Here is a 4797-nt window from a genome sequence, read left to right on the forward strand (position 1 = left end):
CCACTCCAATCGTTGGAAAAATTTCCCCCATGCCTGATCCAATATCGCTCGGTTTAAGCCCGATTTTTGACCCACATTATGACCTGGCTCTTCCACCGTCCCGGCCGCACTCACTGTCATGTTCTTTATTCTCAAGTCTTCACGATCACATTAAATTGACTAGATCTAAGGATCATCGTACGGTTTGGCGTTTGTTAAACTCTGAACCGTAGTGATAATGAGAAATTTATAAATGATATTTAACCGTGCAAATGCAACCCTAAAAGTCAGACCTGCTCGGGTGGAGCTTGAAGACGGTAAGGCTTATTCACCGGAATTTGAAGACATTTATGCCACTCGAAGTGGAGCTTATGGTCAGGCTTGCCACGTGTTTTTGTCCGAAGGTGATATTCCTAACCGTTGGGCCGATAAGGAAAGTTTTACTATTTTGGAAAATGGCTTTGGGTTAGGAACCAACTTTTTAGCGACATTAAAAGCCTGGAGAAATGATCCCCATCGCAGCAAACGTTTAAATTACGTCTCTCTTGAGTGCTTTCCGGTCACTGATCAAAAAATTCAATCACTCTCAGCGCCAGAAGTGAGCGAAGAAGCTAAAGAGCTTGCTAAACAATGGCCGCCTTGTCTTCCCGGTTACCACACGCTGTCTTTTGATGAGGGACGTGTACGGCTCATTTTGGTTTTTGGCGACAGCATGGAGCTAGCTAAAAAATTGTCGCTTAGTTATGACGCTTTGTTTTTAGACGGTTTCAGTCCTGATAAAAATTGGCGAATGTGGAATTCTGAACTTTTACGGGATTTATCGCGCTACGCCAAAGAAGGCGCAACGGTAACAACGTGGTGTACAAAAGGGGATGTGAGAAGGGCTCTTACCAACGCGGGCTTTGCACTGGAAAAGAAAAAGGGTTTTGGCAAAAAGCGTGAACGGCTTTTTGGCGTGATGAAAGCGAAGCGGACAAAGCATATTTTGCGACCCATTAATGAAGTCATCGTTGTCGGAGCCGGTCTTGCCGGAGCCAATTTAGCTTATAGTCTCACGCTTCAAGGTATTAATGTTCGAGTCGTTGATGAGGCTGCAGTCCCCGGAGCGGCGGCCAGTGCTCTGCCTTGGGGAATCTTGCATCCGCACTTTACCCGTGACGACAGTCCCTTATCCAAATTGTCGCGAGAAGGTTTTTTCATGACACGTTCTCGCTTACGTCAATTAGAAGTTCAAACAGGGGAATGCCTTTTTAAAGAGCTTGGATGCCTTCAAATGGCGCATAAGGATACGATCTATGAAGATTGGTTGAAAGCGGTTGCCGACAATAAGCCTTTTAAAATTCCTGAAAATTATGGTTTGTTACTTAATCGGCAAGAGGCCAGTCAGATCGTTGGCCTGGAGTTAAAAAGAGGCGGATGGTATTTCCCCATGGCCGGGATGGCCCGAGCCGGTGCATTTTGCAGAGCGTTGATTGCTGCAAGTGCAGTTCCCTATCGAGGCAATACCACTGCGCGTTCAATAGACAAAAAGGGCGAAAAGTGGCAGCTCATCGGTGAATTTGGCGAGGTTATCGATGAAGCGGACAATGTGGTTGTTTGCGCCGCAACCGCCAGTTCCGATCTGTTAAAAGAGCCCCATCTGGGACTTGACTTGCTGCCGGGCCGCATCACTTTACTACGCGACACGGACTTTGGGGATCTGAAGTGCCCTGTAAGTGGTGAAGGCTACATCGCTCACATGGAGGATGGATACTGTGGAGTAGGGGCTACCTATGAATTGCCTAGAACGGGTTCATGGACAGAGCAGAAAGCGCACTTAGCCAATCTCGAAAAGTTGGATACTTTACTGGTAGATCATTTGCCTGTGGTTGTAACCGGAGCCTATTGCGGAGTACGGGCAGCCGGTCCCGGTCGAGTTCCCGTTGTCGGGGCTTCTGTAGATGAGTCCCGTTGGCTGTCGGTTTGGAATGCTTCAGAACATATTCCGCAAGATTCCAAATGTTGGGAAAACAAAGGCTTGTGGGTTTTAGCCGGTTTGGGATCCAGAGGACTATCGATGTCAGTGCTTTGCGCTGAGATGCTGACTTCTATGATGACGGGAGCGCCGCTGCCGGCTGATCCCGCGCTCATAAAAACGCTGGCGCCTCAGAGATATCTAAAGCGCCAGTGGTTCAACGGAAAAGTCCGTTAAGCGTTTTTACCGCAGCAGTTTTTATACTTTTTCCCTGATCCGCAAGGACAGGGATCATTTCGTCCGACTTTAGGTGTTGCGCGGCTGATCGGTTTGTTGGGCAAATTGAGTTTGGCGATTTCAATGACACCCTGCATCATCTCAAGCATCCCTTCTTCCAGAGTGTGGACGGGGTGTTCCTTTTCCACTGCCTGACGGATCGCCAGGTTTTGCTGATAATCGGGATCCTCCTCATCGAGCTCTAAAAAGCGATGAATCCGACATAACTGGGCTTCGATGGCCTCAGTCACATCCACGCGGTCGCTATATTGGGCAAGCGCGTTGTAAAAACCCATTGCCCACGGTTCAAGAGCCACCAATCCGTCGGGACCGGTGACTTGCTTGCCGTCCTCATCTTCAAGCGGGAAAATGATGGGGTTGTAAAATTGTCTTTGAGCTTGGAAAGCACGGATTTCCTGTAAGCGTTGAGTGATCAAACGTTTAACAGTTTCCGGCTCATCGATTTCGCAAGCACTCCCTTCTTCATTGAAAATGTACGGATACCACTCTGAGTCTTCTTTGAGCGGTGGGTTTAAAAGGGCAATGGCGGACAAAAAGCCGTCAAGCATGCTGACATCAAACGTATCCTCTCCGCAACTGCTTGTTGCTAAAAGGTCATCGAGTTGGTTGATGTCTTCATCGGTCAAAGGGCGAAAGTTTTCAGTCATGGTGAAATCTTAGAAAAAAGCGCCGCAGATATGGGCGGCGCTTGGAGTGAGTCATCACAAATTCATTATTGGGCGCCGTTGTCGGAAGCCTTATCTGCCAGTGTGTTATCACACAAGGCAATCAAGGAGTCAATTTGCCCCTTGGAACGATTCATATCTTCAACGGCCTTATTCATTTCTTCGACCGCCTGACGTTGAATCAGATTTTCATAAGCGATGCGCAGCGCGGCGAGCACTGCAACCGAATCAGGTGAAAAAACCTTACCCGGTTGGTGAATTTCTTGCATTTTGCTTTGCACAAGCTCGGCGCAGGCGCGCAAATTTGCTTCCTCATCGGGAGCCACCGCAAGACGATAATCACGTCCCATGATGGTCAAGGTTAAGGTTTTACGCGCAGTCATGGTTTTCTGAACTCATTAGAAATTCATCGGTTGGTCTTCAGGGACCGTTTGTTGGGCCTTCTCAATAGAGCGAATCAAAGCGTCCAAACGTTCGATGGCTTCTTGAGTTTCAGCCTTAGTCAAACCGGCTTCATTTTCTTTTTGAGTCAAAAGAGCCTGCAGTTGGGCGTTTTGTTCGCGCAAGTCATTGACTTCCTGAATGAGGGCACGAACGCGATCGGCTAAGAGTTCAAGCTTTTCTTGCATTTTTTGTTGTCCTTTAGCTTTTTTTATTTAAAGAGCATTTTGCTCCACATCTTCCTGGGCTTTTTGAGCCTGGTCGACGACTGTTAAATCAGAATTATCAGCCTTGAAGACTTCCTTATCGCCCAAAATCATTTGGTCGGCTTGGGTTTCATCAGGCATGGGGGTGAATTCATAACGGGTAAGACGCCCCGTATCATCGAAGTACACAGTTAAGCGGCGCATTTCTGGATCGCCAAAACGGGGATTGATGTAATAGAGATAATCCCAACGGTTTTGGTGGAACATGTCTCTTAAGAGCGGAACCCCTAAAAGGAATTGGACTTGCAATTGCGTCATGCCGAGGTGGAGCTGATCGACCATTTCCTTGGTGACCAAATTGCCTTGATGGGTATCCGGACGATAGGGTTTGATTATGGACGTGAGGGCTTCGGTAGGTTGGAACCATTCATTGAAAGCATCCCACTTTGATTCCACTTGGGCGCAACCACTCAACGCGAGCGTAGCCGCCATGGCGCCCGTCAGCAAACATTTCTTGTACATAGGTGACACGTCGTTTCAGTGCGTTAGTCTCTGATCCCTGAATGATAAACTAATGCGCACAGTTGCGCTTAAGGAATAGTGATTTTTTTGACATTCTGAGTGAATTCAACATTCACTGGCCAAAATCGCCGTGTTATGATTAAAAAATCGCTGGCCTTGGGTGTGCCAAATATTCTTACCTGCTTATAGAGGTTGATCAATTGAGATACGATCCGAGTGATTTAAAAAGTTTGGGTTTAAAAGCGACAGCTCCGCGTCTTCGTATTTTAGCTTTGTTTCAAAAAGCGGCGCTCACAGAAAAGCGTCACTTAACAGCCGATGAGGTTTTCTCTCAACTCAAAGAGGAAGGTGAAGATGTGGGTTTGGCCACGGTCTATCGTGTATTGACCCAATTTGAAGTTGCCGGTCTTCTGAGGCGTCATCACTTTGATACAGAAAGCGCCTCTTACGAACTCGGAGAGCCCGAGCATCACGATCATTTGGTTTGTCTGCAATGCGGCAAAATTGAAGAATTTGTGGACGTGGAAATCGAAAGACGGCAACAAGAAATTGCCTCCCGATTCGGCTACACGCTTGATCACCACACGCTCTGTCTTTATGGCATTTGTAAGGAATGCCAAGAAAGAAACGCTGCCAAATAGACAGCGCTTTCCTGTTTTTTCATAGTATCGTGCCAAGGAAACTTGCGATTTCAATCGCGAGAGGAATTGGCACTCGCTCCACCGGGGCGATT

General features: G+C 47.5%; 6 protein-coding genes. 2 read left to right on the forward strand and 4 right to left on the reverse strand.

Annotated features, from left to right (window positions below; genetic code table 11):
* Positions 1–232 precede the first annotated feature (232 nt).
* Positions 233–2170, forward strand: a complete 1938-nt coding sequence (mnmC, locus tag M3080_RS09035) for a bifunctional tRNA (5-methylaminomethyl-2-thiouridine)(34)-methyltransferase MnmC2/FAD-dependent 5-carboxymethylaminomethyl-2-thiouridine(34) oxidoreductase MnmC1 (protein ID WP_249092802.1) — start codon at positions 233–235, stop codon at positions 2168–2170.
* On the opposite strand, the gene M3080_RS09040 is transcribed toward mnmC, so the two are convergent.
* From M3080_RS09040 to M3080_RS09055, 4 genes are all read right to left on the reverse strand, one after another.
* The gene (locus M3080_RS09040) at positions 2167–2877 is read right to left on the reverse strand and encodes a UPF0149 family protein (RefSeq protein ID WP_249092803.1); all 711 of its coding nucleotides are present in this window, start codon (positions 2875–2877) and stop codon (positions 2167–2169) included. The genes mnmC and M3080_RS09040 overlap by 4 nt on opposite strands.
* Before the next feature lie 65 nt (positions 2878–2942).
* Positions 2943–3278: a cell division protein ZapA gene (locus M3080_RS09045; protein WP_022472648.1), complete on the reverse strand. Its 336-nt coding sequence runs from the start codon at positions 3276–3278 to the stop codon at positions 2943–2945.
* 15 nt (positions 3279–3293) lie between these two features.
* Entirely contained in the window at positions 3294–3524 is a 231-nt protein-coding gene (locus tag M3080_RS09050; protein ID WP_022472647.1) for a hypothetical protein, read from the reverse strand.
* 27 nt (positions 3525–3551) lie between these two features.
* The gene (locus tag M3080_RS09055) at positions 3552–4064 is read right to left on the reverse strand and encodes an outer membrane protein assembly factor BamE (protein ID WP_249092804.1); all 513 of its coding nucleotides are present in this window, start codon (positions 4062–4064) and stop codon (positions 3552–3554) included.
* Positions 4065–4264: 200 nt separating this feature from the next.
* On the opposite strand from M3080_RS09055, the gene fur reads away from it, so the two are divergent.
* The gene (gene fur, locus M3080_RS09060) at positions 4265–4705 is read left to right on the forward strand and encodes a ferric iron uptake transcriptional regulator (RefSeq protein ID WP_249092805.1); all 441 of its coding nucleotides are present in this window, start codon (positions 4265–4267) and stop codon (positions 4703–4705) included.
* Positions 4706–4797: the final 92 nt, after the last annotated feature.

The sequence above is a fragment of the Parasutterella secunda genome (assembly GCF_023336895.1).
GTDB classification, from domain to species: domain Bacteria; phylum Pseudomonadota; class Gammaproteobacteria; order Burkholderiales; family Burkholderiaceae_F; genus Aphodousia; species Aphodousia faecalis.

Bases quoted from the DNA above. Each gene is read 5' to 3' on its own strand.
- mnmC (WP_249092802.1), top strand. From the start codon at position 233: ATGATATTTAACCGTGCAAATGCAACCCTAAAAGTCAGACCTGCTCGG.
- M3080_RS09040 (WP_249092803.1), bottom strand. From the start codon at position 2,877: ATGACTGAAAACTTTCGCCCTTTGACCGATGAAGACATCAACCAACTC.
- M3080_RS09045 (WP_022472648.1), bottom strand. From the start codon at position 3,278: ATGACTGCGCGTAAAACCTTAACCTTGACCATCATGGGACGTGATTAT.
- M3080_RS09050 (WP_022472647.1), bottom strand. From the start codon at position 3,524: ATGCAAGAAAAGCTTGAACTCTTAGCCGATCGCGTTCGTGCCCTCATT.
- M3080_RS09055 (WP_249092804.1), bottom strand. From the start codon at position 4,064: ATGTACAAGAAATGTTTGCTGACGGGCGCCATGGCGGCTACGCTCGCG.